The following is a 14,302-nucleotide window of genomic DNA, read 5'->3' on the forward strand; positions in this document are numbered from 1 at the left end:
GGGTGCCCTTTACTAAACGCTAAGCAGTCCAGGACACCACCCCGGAGGCCCCGCACCCGGCACCCACCACCCACGAGCGGCCCCACCCCAAACCCCCGCGCCCAAGGCGCAACCCCCACGGCGGGAGAGCCGACAACGTGGGCCGAGCCCCGCGCAGCGGAGGCGCAACCCCCACGGCGGGACAGCCGACAACGTGGGAACCCCGTCGGGACAGTACCGTCGGGGCAGACACGCCAACGAGGGAGACGAGAAACGTGGCAGGTATGCCGTGGGTGCGGGGCGCGGACGACGGCGCCGACCCGTTCGGTACGGCCCGGTTGCGGCGCGGGGTGCTGGACGCCTGGGCCGCCTCGCCGGCCCGGTTCCGGGAGGACGCCAACGCCGAGGAGGACCTCGCGCTCGGCGGCTACCGCGACCGGCTCGCCGTGGAGCTGGCGCAGAACGCGGCGGACGCGGCGGCCCGGGCCGGCGTCCCCGGCCGGCTGCGGCTGACCCTGCACGCCGCGAACGGCGGTGCGCCCGCGGTGCTCGTCGCCTCCAACACCGGTGCCCCACTGGACGCCACCGGCGTCGAGTCGCTCTCCACGTTGCGCGCCTCGGCGAAGCGGGAGAGCAGCGTGGCGGCCGGCGCGGTCGGCCGGTTCGGCGTCGGGTTCGCCGCGGTGCTGGCGGTCAGCGACGAGCCGGCGCTGGTGGGCCGCACCGGCGGCGTCCGCTGGTCGCTCGCCGAGGCCAGGGAGCTGACCGAGGCGGTGGCCGCGCACAGTCCGGGGCTGGGCGGTGAGTTGCGCCGCCGCGAGGGCCACGTACCGCTGCTGCGGCTGCCGTTGCCCGCGGAGGGCACCGCGCCCGAGGGGTACGACACCGCGGTGGTGCTGCCGCTGCGCGACGGCGCCGCGCAGGACCTCGCCGAGCGGCTGCTGGCCGGGATCGACGCGGCGCTGCTGCTGACCCTGCCGGGGCTGGCCGAGGTCGTGGTGGAGACGCCGGAGGGCGTTCGGACGTTGACGCGGCGTCAAGATGGTGCGTACGTCCTGGTGGAGGACAGTGAGCGGGGCAGTACCCGGTGGCGGGTGGCGACCGACGGCGGTCCGTTGGACGCGGCGCTGTTGGCGGACCGGCCGGTCGAGGAGCGGCTGCGGCCGGCCTGGTCGGTGACCTGGGCGGTGCCGGTGGACGAGGCCGGCGCGCCGGTGCGGCCGGGCACCGCGGCGGTGCTGCACGCGCCGACCCCGACCGACGAGCCGCTGGGGCTCCCGGCGCTGCTGATCGCCTCGTTCCCGTTGGAGCCGACCCGGCGGCACGTCGCCCCGGGGCCGCTCGCGGACTTCCTGGTGGGCCGGGCGGCCGCCGCGTACGCGGAGCTGCTCGGCGCCTGGCAGCCGGTGTCGACCGGCACCCTGGACCTCGTGCCGGGGCCGCTGGGCAAGGGCTGGCTGGACGGTGAACTGCGGCGGCAGGTACTGGAGTTGCTGCCGCGGGTGCGGTTCCTGCCGAGCGCGGCGGCCGGCGCCGGGGCGGCGGAGGCCGCCGGGTGGGACGAGGAGGAGGCCGCCGGGTGGGACGAGGAGGAGGCCGCCGAGCGGTGCGTCCTGCGGCCGGTGGACGCCGAGTTGCTGGAGGGTGCGGGCGCGGCGACCGTCGCGGTGCTGGCGGAGCTGTTCCCCGGCCTGCTGCCGGCCGGCCTCGAACGGCGTTCGGAGCTGCGGGCGTTGGGCGTCGGCCGGGTGCCGCTCACCGAGATGATCGACCGGCTGGCCGGTGTGGAGCGCTCACCGCAGTGGTGGCGGCGGCTCTACGACGCGCTGGCCGGCACCGACCCGGACCGGCTCAGCGGCCTCCCGGTGCCGCTGGCGGGCACCGGGCGGACCACCATCGGGCCGCGCCAGGTGCTGCTGCCGCTGCCCGGCGGGGACGCCGCGGACGAGGGCGCGGACCGGCACGGTGCGCTCACCCGGCTCGGCCTCAAGGTCGCCCACCCCGACGCCGTGCACCCGCTCCTGGAGAAGCTGGGCGCCACCCCGGCCGCCCCGCGCGCCGTGCTGACGACCCCTCAAGTGCGGGCCGCGGTCGCCAACTCGCTGGACGCCGACGAGGACGCCTACGACGTCCTGGAGGACGAGCTGGCGCCGGGCGCCGGGGTGCCGCTGGGTGCGGAGGAGTTGGCCGAGACGGTCCTCGGGCTGGTCCGGGACGCCAATCTGGCGGCCGGCGACGAGCCCTGGCTGGCCGCGCTGGCGCTGCCGGACGAGGACGGCGAGCTGGCGCCGGCGGGCGAACTGGTGCTGCCAGGAAGCGACTTCGAGCGGGTCATCCGAGAGGGTGAACTCGCCGCCTGTGACGCGGAGTTGGCCGAGCGCTGGGGCGCCCAGCCGCTCGCCGCGGTGGGCGTGCTGGCCACCTTCGCGCTGGTGCGGGCCGCCGATGTGGTGCTCGACCCGGACGAACTGGAGCCGCGCGACAGCGACTTCCCCGAGCCGGACGACGCGGGGCTGCTGGACGCGGTCGACGTGTGGTGCGAGGACCTGCTCGACGCGCTGCCGGAGACCCCGGTGCCGCCGGTCGTCACCGAGCTGGTCGCGGTCCGCGACCTCGACCTGGTCGCCGACGACGCCTGGCCGCAGGTCCTCGAACTGCTCTCCCAACCGCCGCTGCGGGACGCCCTGACCACGCCGGTGCGGGTGCTGCTGCCGGACGGCACCACGGAGTCGGTGCGGCCGTACACCGCCTGGTGGCTGCGCGGTCACCCGGTGCTGGACGGGCGCCGGCCCGCCGGGCTGCGCGCCGCGGGCGGCGACCCGCTGCTGGCCGGCCTGTACGAGGCGGCGGACGCGGGGCGGGTGGACGCCCAGGTGCTGCGCGCCCTCGGGGTGCGCACCTCGGTCGGGGCGCTGCTGGACGAGCCGGGCGGTTCGGCCGAGCTGCTGGCCCGCCTGGCCGACCCCGACCTCACCGTGGGCATCGGGCAACTCCACGCGCTGTACGGCCTGTTGGCGGAGCTCGACCCGGACCAGGTGACGCTGCCGGACGAGCTGCGGGCGGTCGTCGACGGGACGGTCCGCGTGGTGGACGCGGTGGACGCGTTGGTCGCCGACGCCCCGGACCTGATGCCGCTGGCGGGCGGCCGCGCGCTGCTGCCGGTGCGGCCGGCCCGGGCCGCGGAGCTGGCCGAGCTGTTCCAGGTGCGGCGGCTGAGCGAGGAACTCGCCGCGGAGGTCCGCTCCGAGGGCACGCCGCACGAGGTGCCCGAGGCGGTGCGGGCGCTGCTCGGCCCGGCCACCCCCGTCTCGTACGTCGAACACGAGGAGCTGCTGGTCGAGGGGGTGGGCGGCGCCGCCGAACTGGACTGGCGGTGGACCCCGGACGGCACCCTGCACGCCGCGACGCTGGAGGGCGTGGCGGCCGGGCTGGCCTGGGCGAGCGGGCAGTGGCCGCGCCGGTTCGAGGTCGCGGCGTTGCTGGAGGACCCGGAGCGGGTCGACGAGTTGGCCCGGGCGCGCTGGTTCGACTGAGGGCGCAGCCGCGTCACGCGGGACGGAGGCGGTCGTCGGGCACGGGGTGTCCGGGGCCGCCTCCGGTGCGTTCGGGGGCGGTGCGGGAGCGTTCCGGGGAGCGCGGGTGATTCCCGGAAAAGGTGGACGGCCGGGGCATACGGGGCGTCAACCACCGAGTCTGCCGGGGCAGTTGCCGGATCGCGACGACAGGCTAGAGTGCCAGGGCGATCTTCGATCATCCTCTCGTCCCCACCGAGATCCCGTCGTGGACGGAGCCCGCCGCGGATCGGCATCCCGATGCCCTGGGCCCCTGCTGATCGCCTGCCCGCACCGCCCGCAGCCGCTCACGAGGACCTGTTTGATGCCACCACGGATACCCTCCCGCCCCGGAGCAGCGCCCACGCCCCTGGGGGCCGCACTGCGCACGTTCGCGGTCGCCCTGGCCGCGACCGCGGCGCTCGGCGCCGGGGTCGCCCTGCTCGCACCGGAGGGGGCGCGGGCGCTGGTCGCCTGGAGCCTCGGCGTCGCCGCGGTGCTGCTCGCCGCCGCGCTGGCGGCCGTGGTGTACCAGCAGCGACTGGCCCGGCACCACCGGGCGCGGGTCGGGGAGTTGCGGGCGGAGGCCGAGCGGCTGGCGGACGTGACGATGCCGGCGCTGGTCGAGCAGTTGCGGGGCGGGGCGTCGGTGCAGACCGCGCTCGACCGCACCGAACTGCCGCGGGCCGGGGCGCATCTGCGGATCCTGCGGACGCTGGCCGAGGAGGTCGGGCGCGGGGAGCGGATGCGCGCCGCGGCGATGTCCGCCTGCGCCAACGCCGCCGGGCGGGTGCAGGCGCTGGCCACCGGCATGCTCGCCGACCTGCGCGAGATGGAGCACCGGCACGGCGAGGAGGTGCTGGGCGACCTGCTGAAGCTGGACCACACCACCGCGCAGGCCGGGCGGCTGGCGGACAGCATCGCCGTGCTCACCGGCGCGCGCTCCGGCCGCCGTTGGAACAAGCCGATCGCCATGGAGAGCATCCTGCGCGGCGCGATGGGCCGGATCAGCGCCTACCGCCGGATCCACCTGCACAGCAGCAGCGAGGTCGCGATCGCCGGCCACGCCGCCGAGGGCATCATGCACGCGCTGGCCGAGATCATGGACAACGCCGCCTCCTTCTCCCCGCCGTCCTCGCCGGTCCACGTGTACGTGGAGGAGGCGCAGGCCGGCGTGGTGGTGAGCGTCGAGGACAGCGGGCTGGTGATGGGCGAGGCGGCGCTCCAGCGCGCCCAGGAGACGGTGTCCGCGGACACCCTGGACCTGATGTCGCTGTCAGGCACCCGGCTGGGGCTCGCCGTGGTCGGCTGCCTGGCCCGCAAGCACGGGCTGAACGTGTCCTTCAGGCCGTCGGCCCGCGGCGGCACCGGCGTGGTGGTCCTGATCCCGCAGCAGTTGGTCACCGAGGCCCGGCCCCCGGCCCGGCAGCCGGAGCACCCGCCGATCGCCGCCGGCGCCGAGGCGGCGCCGCGGCCCACCGTCCCGGCCCCCCGCCGCACCCCCGAGGCCGGGCCCGAGCACCGCCCGGAGCCCCCGGAGGCGGCCCCGGCGCCGCTGCCGCGGCGCACCCGGGCCGAGGCGCCACAACCGGAGGCCCCCGCGCCCGAGTTCGGCGAGAGCGGGCTCCCCAAGCGCCGCCGTGGGCAGACCCTGGCCACCGCGTCCCCGAACGCCGCCCAGGAGCGTGGCGGGGCCGCCCGGCCCGCGCGCTCCCACGAGGAGTCGGCGGCCCGGTTCCGCGCCTTCCGCCAGGCCGTCCAGGGCCAAGCCGCCCAGGACGGCGCCGACCGCCCCCGTACCAGCGCCGCGCCCGTGACACCCCCAGCCCCCTCGCCCGCACGCCCGGAGGACGACACCCGATGAACACCACCGACCACAGCCTGGACTGGATGCTGGAGAACCTGCTCCAGAAGACCCCCGGGGCCCGGCACGCGCTGGTCCTGTCCCGGGACGGGCTCAAGCTCTGTCACTCCAAGGACCTGACCGTCGACCAGGCCGACCAACTGGCCGCCATCGCCTCGGGTATCCAGAGCCTGTCGCACGGCGCGTCGGTGGAGTTCGGGGACGGCACGGGCGGCGTCCGCCAGGCGATGACCGAGTTCCACGGCGGGGTGCTGTTCATCGTCGAGGCGGGCAACGGCGCCCACCTGGCCCTGATCGCCGTCGAGGACGCCGACGTCGGCCTGATCGGCTTCCACATGAACGAACTGGTCGAGCAGATCGGCGAGTACCTGCGGGCCGCCCCGCGCGGTGGGGACGGGTCGGCGGCATGAAACGGCTCGGTCCCGACGACGATCCGGACCGGCTCTACACCGTCACCGGCGGCCGCAGCCGGTCCGCCGACGACCACGCGCTCGACCTGGTCACCCTGATCGTCGCCGAATCCGACCCGACGCCGGGCATGCAGTCCGAGCACGCCCGGATCCTCACCCTGTGCCGTCGCCCGACGGCCGTGGTGGAGATCTCGGCGGAGCTGCGGCTGCCGGTCAGCGTGGTGCGGATCCTGCTGTCCGACCTGCTGGACCGTGGCAAGGCCACCGCCCGCCACCCACGGGTGCTCGCGAGTGCCCAACTCCCCCACGCCGACCTGCTGAAGGAGGTACTCGATGCGCTCCACCGCCTCTGAGCCCGCGCACCCGGCCGACGCGGCCGGCACCGACACCGACCGCGCCCCGCTGCGCGCCACCGCCGACAACGGCCTGAAGATCGTCATCGTCGGTGGCTTCGGCGTCGGCAAGACCACCATGGTCCGCTCGGTCAGCGAGATCCGCCCGCTGAGCACCGAGGAGACCATGACCCGGGCCGGCGTCGGCGTCGACGACCCCAGCGGCGTCGAGGCCAAGACGACCACCACCGTCGCCTTCGACTTCGGCCGGATCACCGTCAACGACAGCGCGGTGCTCTACCTCTTCGGCGCCCCCGGCCAGGAGCGCTTCTGGTTCCTGTGGGACCGGCTGTTCGCCGGCACCCTGGGCGCCGTGGTGCTCGTCGACACCCGCCGGCTGGACGACTCCTGGTACGCCATCGACCGGTTGGAGGCGCACGGCATGCCGTTTATCGTCGCGCACAACGACTTCGGCGGCGACCGGCACACGCTCCGGCAGATCCGCGAGGCCCTCGACCTCTCCCCGGACGTGCCGCTGGTCAGCTGCGACGCCCGCGACCGGGAGTCCAGCAAGGCCGTGCTGATCGCGCTGGTCGACCACCTCTACGCCCTGTCCACGCAGGGCGCCGTACCCGCTTCGGAGACCGCGGAGAGCGCACCGTGACCGACCAGCAGCACCCCACGACCGGCGGCTGCCCCCTGCGGGCCGGCGGCGCCGACACCGGGGCCGTACCCCTCTACGGCGCCGGGCTCAGCGCCGACCCCGCCCGGCTCTACCACGAGATGCGCGCCCACCACGGGACGGTCGCGCCGATCCTGCTCGACGGCGACATCCCCGGCTGGTTCGTGCTCGGCTACCGCGAGCTGCACCAAGTCACCAGCAACCCCGAGCTGTTCGCGCGCGACTCGCGCCGCTGGCACGCCTGGGAGCACATCCCCGCGGACTGGCCGCTGCTGCCGTTCGTCGGCCACCAGCCGTCGGTGATGTTCGCCGAGGGGCCCGAACACCGCCGCCGCGCGGGCGCGATCAGCGAGGCGCTCGCCGCGATCGACCAGTTCGAGCTGCGGGGGATCTGCGAGCGGCTGGCCGACGGGCTGATCGACGACTTCGCCGGCTCCGGCGAGGCGGACCTGATGTCCCGTTACGCGGCCCGGCTGCCGCTGCTGGTCATCGCCGAGCTGTTCGGCTTCCCGCACACCGAAGTGCCCGCGCTGGCCGCCGACATCGCCGCGTCGCTGAACGAGGACGACGGGGCGATCGCGGCGCACCAGCGGGTCGCGGCCCGGATGCAGCGGCTGGTCGTGGCCAAGCGGGCCGCGCCCGGCGCCGATGTGCCGTCCCGGCTGCTGGCCCACCCGGCCGGGCTGGCCGAGGCGGAGGTGGTCATCGACCTGCTGGTGGTGATGGCCGCCGCCCAGCAGCCGACCGCCAACTGGATCGGCAACACCCTGCAGTTGATGCTCACCGACGACCGGTTCGCGCTCGGCCTCACCGGCGGCCGCCGCAGCGTCGGCCAGGCGCTCAACGAGGTGCTCTGGCACGACACCCCGACGCAGAACTTCATCGGCCGCTGGGCGGTGCGCGACACCCAGCTCGGCGGCCGCCGCATCCGCGCCGGCGACCTGGTGATCCTCGGACTGGCCGCCGCCAACTCCGACCCCCAGGTGCGGCCGGACTTCAGCGAGGCGGGCGCGGACGGCAACCAGGCCCACATGTCCTTCAGCCACGGCGAACACGCCTGCCCCCACCCCGCCCCGGAGATCGCCGAGGTGATCGCCAAGGCGGCGGTGGAGGTGCTGCTGGACCGGCTGCCGGACGTGGTGCTGGCGGTGCCGGCCGACGCGTTGGTGTGGCACCCGTCGCTGTGGATGCGCGGACTGGTCAGCCTGCCGGTCGAGTTCACCCCCGCGTACACGCCGATCCCGGCGACGCGGACCGGGGCGCTGGGGTCGGGCTGAACCGCACCGGCAGCGCGTCCAACCCGCGGGTGTAGACCCCGCGTTCCCGCGGCTCGGCGCCCGGCTCCACCCTCAAGTCCGGCAGGGCGTCCAGGAGTTGACCGACGCCCACCTCGATCTCGGCCTTGGCCAGCAGCGCGCCCACGCAGAAGTGCCGGCCGAGGGCGAACGCGAGGTGGTCGGCGGCCGCGGAGAACGCGGTGGTGGTGGCGAGGTCGGTGCGGTGGAGGTCGAAGACGTCCGGGTCGGCGTAGCGCCGTTCGTCGCGGCCGGCGGCGCCGATCAGGCAGGTGACGGTGGCGCCCTTGGGCACCCGGCCGCCGCCGAGGGTGACGTCCTCGGCGGTCTGCCGCATGATCATGTGCACCGGCGGGGAGTGCCGCAGCGTCTCCGCGAACGCCGGGGCGATCAGGGAGCGGTCCGCGCGCACCGCCGCCAACTGCTCGGGGTGTTGCAGCAGGTTGTGCACCAGGCTCGATATCGCCTTGTCGGTGGTCTCCCCGCCCGCGGTCAGCAGCAGGCTGCAGAACGCCTTGATGTCCTCGTCGCTCATCCGGGTGCCGTCGATCTCCGCGGCGCAGAGCGAGGAGAGCAGGTCCTCGCCCGGGTGGGCGCGGCGCTCGCGGATGATCGGCAGCAGATACGCGGCGAACTCGTCGCGGGTGCGCAGCCCGGCCTCGGTGACGTCCGGGTCCTGGGCGAGGTTGCCGAGGAAGCCGATGATCGCGGTGTACCAGCGGTGGAAGCGGTCGTGGTCGGCCCGGTCCAGGCCCAGCAGGTCCGCGATGACGTTGACCGGGAAGCGGGTGGCGAACTCCGCCACCAGGTCCGCGCCGCCCGCGCCGCGGAAGGCGTCGATCAACTCCGCGGCGTTGCGCTCGATGACGGGCCGAAACGTCTCCTCCAGGGCGGTGCCGCGGAAGGCCGGGGCGACCAGCGCCCGGCGCACCGCGTGTTCCCGACCGCTCATCTGGAGGATGGTCCGGCCGTGCACCGGCTCCAGCTGCCAGTCGTAGTTGGCGGTGGTGAACACCGGGTCCTTGAAGGCCCGTTCGACGTCCTCGTACCGCGAGACGAGATAGCTCCCGGTGGCCTCGTGGTGCAGCAGCGGGAAGTCGTCGCGCAGCACCCGGTACGCGGCGTAGGGGTCCGCGGCGAATTCCGGCGACAGGATGTCCGGGGCTTCTCGGTTCACGGGCACGGCTCTCCTCGATTGGGGGGACCGGACGCGCACCGCGGCACCGCGGGCCGTCCGCACGCCCAAGATCGTTGGAGGGCGGGCCGATAGCAAGAGGGCGTCGCCCACCGCATCGAGTGCCGGCGCCCCAACGGGGCGGCGCGGCACCGCCGTTACGCGGGGAACCGCCTGCCCACCCACCGCCAGGCCACCTCCAGCAGCACCGCCGCCACCGCCGCGACGGCCACCGCCGTCCACGGCATCACCGTGCCGACCAGCCGCAGTTCGAAGAAGCGCTGGAGCCAGGGCGTGGCCAGGACGACCAGGAAGCCCGCGCCCATCAGCAGCACCAGGCCGATCCGCCACCAGGTGTAGGGGCGGGCGATGATCGCCAGGACGTACAGCGCGGTGAGGAAGAGGGTCAGGGTGGCGACGCTGGTCTGCGCGGGCAGGGCGTCCGGGCCGGTGTAGTAGGAGCGGGCCAGCAGGTAGGTGGCGAACGCCGCGACGCCGGTGATCAGGCCGGACGGGACGGCGTAGCGCATCACCCGGCGGACGAAGTGGGGTTGGGCGCGCTCCTTGTTGGGCGCCAGCGCGAGGAAGAAGGCCGGGACGCCGATGGTCAGCGTCGACAGCAGCGTCAGGTGCCGGGGCAGGTACGGGTAGGGGATCTGGCAGCAGGCCACCAGGACGGCCAGCAGCACCGAGTAGACGGTCTTGGTGAGGAAGAGGGTGGCGACCCGGGTGATGTTGCCGATCACCCGGCGGCCCTCGGCGACCACCGAAGGCAGCGTCGCGAAGCTGTTGTTGAGCAGCACGATCTGGGCGACCGCCCGGGTCGCCTCGGAGCCGGAGCCCATGGCGACGCCGACGTCGGCGTCCTTGAGGGCCAGCACGTCGTTGACGCCGTCGCCGGTCATCGCGACGTGGTGGCCACGGGACTGCAGCGCACCGACCATCTCCCGCTTCTGCTGGGGCGTGACCCGTCCGAAGACCGCGCCCTCCTCCACGGCCCGCGCCAGCGCCTGAGGGTCGTCGTGCGGCAACTGCCGGGCGTCCACGGGGGAGTCGGCGCCGGGCAGCCCCAGCTTGCCGGCGACCGCGCCCACCGACACCGCGTTGTCGCCGGAGATCACCTTCGCCTGGACACCCTGGTCCGCGAAGTAGCGCAGGGTGTCGGGGGCGTCCGCGCGCAGCCGCTGCTCCAGGGCGACCAGGGCGACCGGGCGCACCTCGCGGGCGACGTCGGGGTGGTCCAGCGGCCGGGTGGCGCGGGCCAGCAGCAGCACGCGCAGGCCCTGGGCGCCGAGTTGGTCGATCTCGGGCAGCAGCGCGTCGTCGGACGGGAGCAGCACATCGGGCGCGCCGAGCAGCCAGTCCGCCCGCTCGCCGTCGGGCGCGGTGAGGGCCGCGCCGCTGTACTTGCGGGCGGAGGAGAACGGGAGGGTGCCGGTGCACTCCCAGGACCGTGGGGCCGGGCAGGCGTCGACGATGGCCTGGAGGGAGGGGTTGGGGCGCGGGTCGGAGGCGGCGAACGCGCCGAGCACCCGCCGGAGGTGGTCCGCGTCCTGCCCGTTCAGCGGCCGCAGTTCGCGGACGTCCATGCCGCCCTCGGTGAGGGTGCCGGTCTTGTCCAGGCAGACCACGTCCACCCGCGCCAGGCCCTCGATCGCCGGCAACTCCTGCACCAGGCACTGCTGGCGGCCCAGCCGGATCACGCCGATCGCGAAGGCGACCGAGGTCAGCAGCACCAGCCCCTCGGGGATCATCGGCACGATCCCGGCGACCATCCGGCGCACCGCGGCATCGGCCGGCAGCCCCAGCGTGAGCAGATGACTGAAGATCAACCCCAGCGCGGTCGGCACCATCATCCACGTCACGTACTTGAGGATCCGGCTGATGCCGGTGCGCAGTTCGGAGTGGACCAGGGTGAACCGGCTGGCCTCCTCGGCGAGCCGCGCCGCGTACGCCTCCCGGCCCACCTTGGTCGCGGCGAACGCGCCGTTGCCGGCGACCACGAAGCTGCCGGACATCATCGGATCCCCCGGCTTCTTCACCACCGGGTCCGCCTCGCCGGTCAGCAGCGACTCGTCGACCTCCAGGCCGTCGGCCTCCAGCACCTCGCCGTCGACGATCACCTTGTCGCCGGGCCCGAGTTCGAGGACGTCGTCGAGGACCACCTCGGAGGTGGGGACCTCCACGGCCACCCCGTCGCGCCGGACGACCGGCTTGGACTCGCCGATCAGGGCCAGGCCGTCCAGGGTCTTCTTGGCGCGCAGTTCCTGGATGATGCCGATGCCGGTGTTGGCGATGATGACGAAGCCGAACAGGCCGTCCTGGAGCGGGCCGACGATCAGGATGATCACGAAGAGGACGCCGATGATGGCGTTGAAGCGGGTGAAGACGTTGCCGCGGACGATGTCCGCGGTCGAGCGGGAGGACCGCAGCGGTACGTCGTTCACCTCGCCCCTGGCCACCCGCTCGGCGACCTCGGCGGCGGTCAACCCGCGGCGCGCCACCCCCCGGCCCCCGCTGGCGGGCCGGCCGCCGGGCTCCGGTTCCTCGACTTCGGTCTTCGCCGGGTCCGTCATGCCCTAGACGTTACGGGCGGATTGCCCGCTTCACCCGCTGACGGTCGACAGAAGTGATCTGCGGGATTCTGTCCGGTTACCCGGCAACCTTCGGGGGTGCGAACGGCGTCCGGTGGGGCGGTCGGGGCGTCAGGAGACCTCGGCCGCGGCGGACGCGGCGGCGGCCCGCTTGATCGCGGCGTCGCGCTTGCGGACGTACCAGACGCCGAGCAGGCCGAGCCCGCCGCCGGCCAGGCAGGTCCACAGGAACCAGGTGTGCCCGTGGTCGGCGTACCAGCCGTAGAAGGGGAGTTGGGCGAGGAAGAGCACGAACCAGATGACGGTGCCGCCGGTGATCGTGCCGACGACGGGACCTTCGAGCGGCGGCGGGGCGGCGCGCAGTTCGGACTTCTTCCACATGGGGTTCAGCTTACGGGGCCGGGTGCGGCGGCGATCCGGGCCCGCGGGCCGGGCGTCCCGCGGGGCCTCCGAGCAGGCCGCGCAAGGGTCTACGCGCGGAGATAGCGATCAACGAATTGTTTATTCATACTGAACCTTTCCGAAACTGACTGGTTCGGATCGTTGATTCCTCCAATCTGATCCCTCCATGCTGTTCCGGTTCATTGGTTGCCTGCTCCGCCGCCCGTGCGCGTCCCGGCTTTCTCCAGGGGCCGCCCGCTCCGGCCCGTACGACTGAGGTCCTGCATGTCGCCCTCGACCCCCACGCCGGTCGACACCGTGAAGAGCCCTGGCGCGCAGCCGCCCAGGAACGGACTCGACCGCTTCTTCAAGATCTCCGAGCGGGGGTCGACGGTCGGCCGCGAACTGCGCGGCGGACTGGCCACGTTCTTCGCCATGGCGTACATCGTCGTGCTGAACCCGATCATCCTCGGGGCCGGCGTCGACAAGTACGGGCACCACCTCGACAACGGCCAGTTGGTCACCGCCACCGCCCTGATGGCCGGCCTCGGCACGATCCTGATGGGCCTGATGGGCAACGTCCCGATCGCCATCGCGGCCGGCCTGGGCATCAACGCCGTGGTCTCGCTCCAGCTCGCCCCCAAGATGAGCTGGCCGGATGCGATGGGCATGGTGGTGCTCGCCGGTCTGGTGCTGATGATCCTGGTCGCCTCCGGGCTGCGGCAGCGGGTGATGGACGCCATCCCGGGCGGGCTGCGGCGGGCCATCGCGATCGGCATCGGCCTGTTCATCTCGCTGGTCGGCCTGGTCGACGCGGGCTTCGTCAGCCGCAATCCGGACGCCGCGCACACCACCGTCCCGCTCAGCCTGGGCCAGGGCGGTCAGCTCAAGGGCTGGCCGGTGCTGGTGTTCGTGCTCGGCCTGGCGCTGATGTTCGTGCTGACGGTCCGCAAGACCAAGGGCGCGATCCTGATCGGCATGGTCACCATGGCGGTCGTCGCGATCATCATCAACGCGGTGGCCACCATCCCGGACGCGTCCTGGGGCCTGGCCGTCCCGAACGTCCCGGACAAGATTGTCGGGGCGCCCGACTTCGGACTGATCGGACACATCAGCCTCTTCGGCGGCTTCAAGGAAGTCGGCGTGCTGACCGGCTGCCTGTTCGTCTTCACCGTGCTGCTGTCCGGCTTCTTCGACGCGATGGGCACCATCATCGGCGTCGGCGAGGAGGCCGGGCTGCTGGACAACGAGACCGGCAACCTGCCCAACATGGGCCGGATCCTGATGGCCGACGGCATCGCGGTCGCCGGCGGCGGCTTCGGCTCCGCCTCCGCCAACACCTGCTTCGTGGAGTCCACCGCCGGCGTCGGCGAGGGCGCCCGCACCGGCCTGGCGAACCTGGTCACCGGCGGGCTGTTCCTGCTCGCGCTGATCTTCACGCCGCTGGCCACCGTTGTCCCCTCGCAGGCCGCCACGCCCGCGCTGCTGGTCGTCGGCTTCCTGATCATGTCCGCGAACGTGCGGGACATCGACTGGAGCGACTTCACCGTCGCCGTCCCGGCGTTCCTGACCATCGTCTCGATGCCGTTCACCTACAGCATCACCAACGGCATCGGCCTCGGCGTGCTCGCCTTCATCCTGCTGCGGTCGGTCACCGGCCGCTTCAAGGAGATCCCGTGGCTGCTGAACGCGGTCGGGGTGTGCTTCCTCGTCTACTTCCTGCTCAACCCGATCGAGCAGGTGCTCGGGGTCAAGTAGGGGCGGCGCGTAGCGCCGTCTTCTGGGGGGAGGTCGGGTGACGGGAGGGGCGGACCCGTCACGAGGGTTTGGCCGCTGCTCCCCAGCCGTGCAGTCGCTCGGTCTCGTCGACCGCGAGCGACAGTCGTTCGTCGAAGTCCTCGCGGATGAGCGTCCGGACCACATAGTCCTGGACGCTCATTCCGCGTTTCGCGGCGTGCTGCCGAAGGCGCTCCAGCAGCTCCCCGTCCACGCGCAGGCTGAGCACTCTCGATCCCATACGGACACGGTCCTCGCAGGGCG

11 protein-coding genes are annotated in these 14,302 nt (G+C 73.8%); 7 read left to right on the top strand and 4 right to left on the bottom strand.

All coding sequences use genetic code 11. The annotated features are described in order from the left end of the window. The first annotated feature begins 263 nt into the window (after positions 1-263). From ACFVFQ_RS36485 to ACFVFQ_RS36510, 6 genes are all read left to right on the top strand, one after another. Positions 264-3,512: a sacsin N-terminal ATP-binding-like domain-containing protein gene (locus ACFVFQ_RS36485; protein WP_383424689.1), complete on the top strand. Its 3,249-nt coding sequence runs from the start codon at positions 264-266 to the stop codon at positions 3,510-3,512. 343 nt (positions 3,513-3,855) lie between these two features. Then, complete coding sequence (locus ACFVFQ_RS36490) at positions 3,856-5,394, top strand: ATP-binding protein (RefSeq protein WP_383424648.1); 1,539 nt, start codon at positions 3,856-3,858, stop codon at positions 5,392-5,394. After that, a complete protein-coding gene (locus ACFVFQ_RS36495; protein WP_383424650.1) occupies positions 5,391-5,804 on the top strand; it encodes a roadblock/LC7 domain-containing protein in 414 nt (137 codons plus the stop codon). The genes ACFVFQ_RS36490 and ACFVFQ_RS36495 overlap by 4 nt, the downstream gene beginning before the upstream one ends. Further along, the gene (locus ACFVFQ_RS36500; RefSeq protein WP_383424652.1) at positions 5,801-6,157 is read left to right on the top strand and encodes a DUF742 domain-containing protein; all 357 of its coding nucleotides are present in this window, start codon (positions 5,801-5,803) and stop codon (positions 6,155-6,157) included. Before ACFVFQ_RS36495 ends, ACFVFQ_RS36500 begins: the two co-directional genes overlap by 4 nt. Beyond that, positions 6,138-6,800, top strand: coding sequence for an ATP/GTP-binding protein (locus tag ACFVFQ_RS36505; RefSeq protein ID WP_383424654.1), 663 nt, complete (start codon positions 6,138-6,140; stop codon positions 6,798-6,800). The genes ACFVFQ_RS36500 and ACFVFQ_RS36505 overlap by 20 nt, the downstream gene beginning before the upstream one ends. Further along, positions 6,797-8,095: a cytochrome P450 gene (locus tag ACFVFQ_RS36510; protein ID WP_383424656.1), complete on the top strand. Its 1,299-nt coding sequence runs from the start codon at positions 6,797-6,799 to the stop codon at positions 8,093-8,095. Before ACFVFQ_RS36505 ends, ACFVFQ_RS36510 begins: the two co-directional genes overlap by 4 nt. On the opposite strand, the gene ACFVFQ_RS36515 is transcribed toward ACFVFQ_RS36510, so the two are convergent. The 3 genes from ACFVFQ_RS36515 to ACFVFQ_RS36525 all read right to left on the bottom strand — a co-directional run bounded on the left by ACFVFQ_RS36515 (position 8,037) and on the right by ACFVFQ_RS36525 (position 12,262). Continuing rightward, the gene (locus ACFVFQ_RS36515; protein WP_383424658.1) at positions 8,037-9,290 is read right to left on the bottom strand and encodes a cytochrome P450; all 1,254 of its coding nucleotides are present in this window, start codon (positions 9,288-9,290) and stop codon (positions 8,037-8,039) included. The two genes, ACFVFQ_RS36510 and ACFVFQ_RS36515, sit on opposite strands and share 59 nt — an antisense overlap. A 155-nt stretch (positions 9,291-9,445) precedes the next feature. Continuing rightward, positions 9,446-11,863 (bottom strand): HAD-IC family P-type ATPase, encoded by a 2,418-nt coding sequence (locus ACFVFQ_RS36520; RefSeq protein ID WP_383424660.1) that lies wholly within the window; start codon positions 11,861-11,863, stop codon positions 9,446-9,448. 129 nt (positions 11,864-11,992) lie between these two features. Further along, positions 11,993-12,262 (bottom strand): DUF2530 domain-containing protein, encoded by a 270-nt coding sequence (locus ACFVFQ_RS36525; RefSeq protein ID WP_383424662.1) that lies wholly within the window; start codon positions 12,260-12,262, stop codon positions 11,993-11,995. A gap of 285 nt (positions 12,263-12,547) precedes the next feature. On the opposite strand from ACFVFQ_RS36525, the gene ACFVFQ_RS36530 reads away from it, so the two are divergent. Then, positions 12,548-14,020 (top strand): NCS2 family permease, encoded by a 1,473-nt coding sequence (locus ACFVFQ_RS36530; RefSeq protein ID WP_383424664.1) that lies wholly within the window; start codon positions 12,548-12,550, stop codon positions 14,018-14,020. A 58-nt stretch (positions 14,021-14,078) separates the two neighbouring features. Here ACFVFQ_RS36530 and ACFVFQ_RS36535 read toward each other — a convergent pair whose 3' ends face one another. Next, positions 14,079-14,279, bottom strand: a complete 201-nt coding sequence (locus ACFVFQ_RS36535) for a hypothetical protein (protein WP_383424666.1) — start codon at positions 14,277-14,279, stop codon at positions 14,079-14,081. Between the last annotated feature and the right edge of the window lie 23 nt (positions 14,280-14,302).

Origin of the sequence: Streptomyces sp. NPDC057743 (genome assembly GCF_042798755.1) — a bacterium.
Taxonomy (GTDB): domain Bacteria; phylum Actinomycetota; class Actinomycetes; order Streptomycetales; family Streptomycetaceae; genus Streptomyces.

Bases quoted from the DNA above. Each gene is read 5' to 3' on its own strand.
- ACFVFQ_RS36485 (WP_383424689.1), top strand. From the start codon at position 264: ATGCCGTGGGTGCGGGGCGCGGACGACGGCGCCGACCCGTTCGGTACG.
- ACFVFQ_RS36490 (WP_383424648.1), top strand. From the start codon at position 3,856: ATGCCACCACGGATACCCTCCCGCCCCGGAGCAGCGCCCACGCCCCTG.
- ACFVFQ_RS36495 (WP_383424650.1), top strand. From the start codon at position 5,391: ATGAACACCACCGACCACAGCCTGGACTGGATGCTGGAGAACCTGCTC.
- ACFVFQ_RS36500 (WP_383424652.1), top strand. From the start codon at position 5,801: ATGAAACGGCTCGGTCCCGACGACGATCCGGACCGGCTCTACACCGTC.
- ACFVFQ_RS36505 (WP_383424654.1), top strand. From the start codon at position 6,138: ATGCGCTCCACCGCCTCTGAGCCCGCGCACCCGGCCGACGCGGCCGGC.
- ACFVFQ_RS36520 (WP_383424660.1), bottom strand. From the start codon at position 11,863: ATGACGGACCCGGCGAAGACCGAAGTCGAGGAACCGGAGCCCGGCGGC.
- ACFVFQ_RS36525 (WP_383424662.1), bottom strand. From the start codon at position 12,262: ATGTGGAAGAAGTCCGAACTGCGCGCCGCCCCGCCGCCGCTCGAAGGT.
- ACFVFQ_RS36530 (WP_383424664.1), top strand. From the start codon at position 12,548: ATGTCGCCCTCGACCCCCACGCCGGTCGACACCGTGAAGAGCCCTGGC.
- ACFVFQ_RS36535 (WP_383424666.1), bottom strand. From the start codon at position 14,279: ATGGGATCGAGAGTGCTCAGCCTGCGCGTGGACGGGGAGCTGCTGGAG.